At 66.0% G+C, this 1,346-nt stretch carries 1 protein-coding gene; it reads left to right on the forward strand.

Features of this window, described 5'->3' with window-relative positions:
* Positions 1–22: 22 nt before the first annotated feature.
* Positions 23–1,346 (forward strand): polyketide synthase dehydratase domain-containing protein (locus VT50_RS38015; protein WP_240529510.1); only part of this gene is annotated, 1,324 nt, incomplete at its 3' end.

Below are 1,346 nucleotides of genomic sequence, written 5' to 3' on the forward strand. Positions count from 1 at the left end.
GCGGGTGCGGTTTGCTGAGGCGGTGGGTGTTCTGGTCGCTGAGGGTTATGGGGCTTTTGTTGAGGTGAGTGCGCATCCGGTGTTGACGGTGGGTGTGGAGGAGGCGGTGGAGGCTGCTGGTGGTCAGGCGGTGGTGACCGGCACTTTGCGTCGTGATCAGGACACGCTGCGGCAGGTTCTGACCTCGCTTGCTCAGTTGCATGTCCATGGGGTGGCTGTTGACTGGGCGCCGGTTCTGGGTGCGGTGGCCACGGATGACAGCGCTGCCGGAGACGGCCGTGCGCCGATGTTGGACTTGCCGACGTATGCCTTCCAGCGGGAGCGTTACTGGCTCGACGCTCCGCCTGCGGCAACCGACGCCACCGGCCTCGGCCTGGAAACCATTGAGCACTCCTTCCTCGGAGCCGCAGTCCCCCTTGCGGATCAGGGACATGTCCTCACCGGACGCATCTCGTTGGAGACACATCCGTGGCTGGCTGATCACCGAGTCCTGGGGGCGGTGCTGGTGCCACCGGCTGCGCTGGCCGAGTTGGCGTTGACCGCTGCACATCGCGCGGGTAGCGAGGGAATCCAGGAGCTCACTCTCGGGGATCCGTTGTCTCTTCCGGGGCGAGGTGGTGTCCAGCTTCAGGTTGTGGTCGGCGAGGCGGGACAAGACGGTTTGCGCAGCGTGTATGTGCAATCTCGCCTTGAAGCGGCCGATGCCGTGTGGGTTCGTCATGCCACGGGTTCGTTGGTGGCGGGAGAGTTGGCTGTTGGTGGTGGGGTGGTGTTGGAGCAGTGGCCGCCGGTGGGTGCGGAGCCTGTGGTGGCTGATCTGGATGCGTTCTATGAGCGTTTCTCTGGGCGTGGGTTTGATTATGGTCCGGCGTTTCGGGGGTTGGAGGCGGTGTGGCGGCGTGGTGAGGAGGTGTTCGCTCAGGTTCGTCTTCCGCGGGAGCGGGTGGGTGAGGTGGAGCGGTTCGGGGTGCATCCGGCGTTGCTGGATGCGGCCGTGCATGCGATGGCGTTGATCGCTTCGGACGAGGATGAGGGCGGTGACGAGGAGGCGGCGCGTGTTCCGTTTGCGTGGTCGGGGGTGCGGTTGCATGCCTCGGGTGCGTCGGTGGTGCGGGTGCGGTTGACTCGTGCGGGGTCGGATGCGGTGGCGCTGGAAGTGGCGGACGCGGATGGTCAGCCGGTGGTGTCCATCGAGTCTCTGGCTTTGCGGCCTGTTTCGGCTGAGCAGTTGCAGGCGGCCCGGGCCAGTCGTTATGACTCGCTGTTCCAGCTGGACTGGCAGCCGCTGGAGTCTCCCCGGGCATCGGTTGCCGGGGGTTCGTGGGCGGTTGTGGGGCCGGATGTTG

This window comes from Streptomyces antioxidans (assembly GCF_000968685.2).
GTDB classification, from domain to species: Bacteria; Actinomycetota; Actinomycetes; order Streptomycetales; family Streptomycetaceae; genus Streptomyces; species Streptomyces antioxidans.